The following is a 326-nucleotide window of genomic DNA, read 5'->3' as shown; positions in this document are numbered from 1 at the left end:
CGGGTCAGCCGCCAGCGCCCGGGCGTGCCCTGCCGCGGCGGTCTGCGCCAGCTCGGCCAGGAAGTCCCGGGTTACGCCGCGTTCGTCCAGGCGGCGCGCTGCGGGAGGCGCCCAGCGGACTTCGAGCGGGTACAGGGCCGACGGGCAGTCGATCACCGGCGCGGGCCCATCCAAGCCGCCGATCAGCCCGGCAAAACGGGCGGCGTCCAGTGTTGCGGACATGGCCACGAGCACCAGGTCATCCCGGAGCTGGCGCACCTCCGAGAGCAGGCCCACCAGCAGATCCGTTTCCAGGCCGCGTTCGTGGACTTCATCGAGGACGACGG

The 326-nt window shown here is 72.7% G+C and carries 1 pseudogene; it reads right to left on the bottom strand.

Features of this window, described 5'->3' with window-relative positions:
• Positions 1 to 326, bottom strand: a pseudogene (locus tag RTN46_RS14870) (ATP-dependent helicase HrpB); the annotation flags it as partial.

It is taken from the genome of Arthrobacter sp. (assembly GCF_031988865.1).
Lineage (GTDB): Bacteria > Actinomycetota > Actinomycetes > Actinomycetales > Micrococcaceae > Arthrobacter_B.
This window is presented reverse-complemented; position numbering and strand designations above follow the sequence as displayed.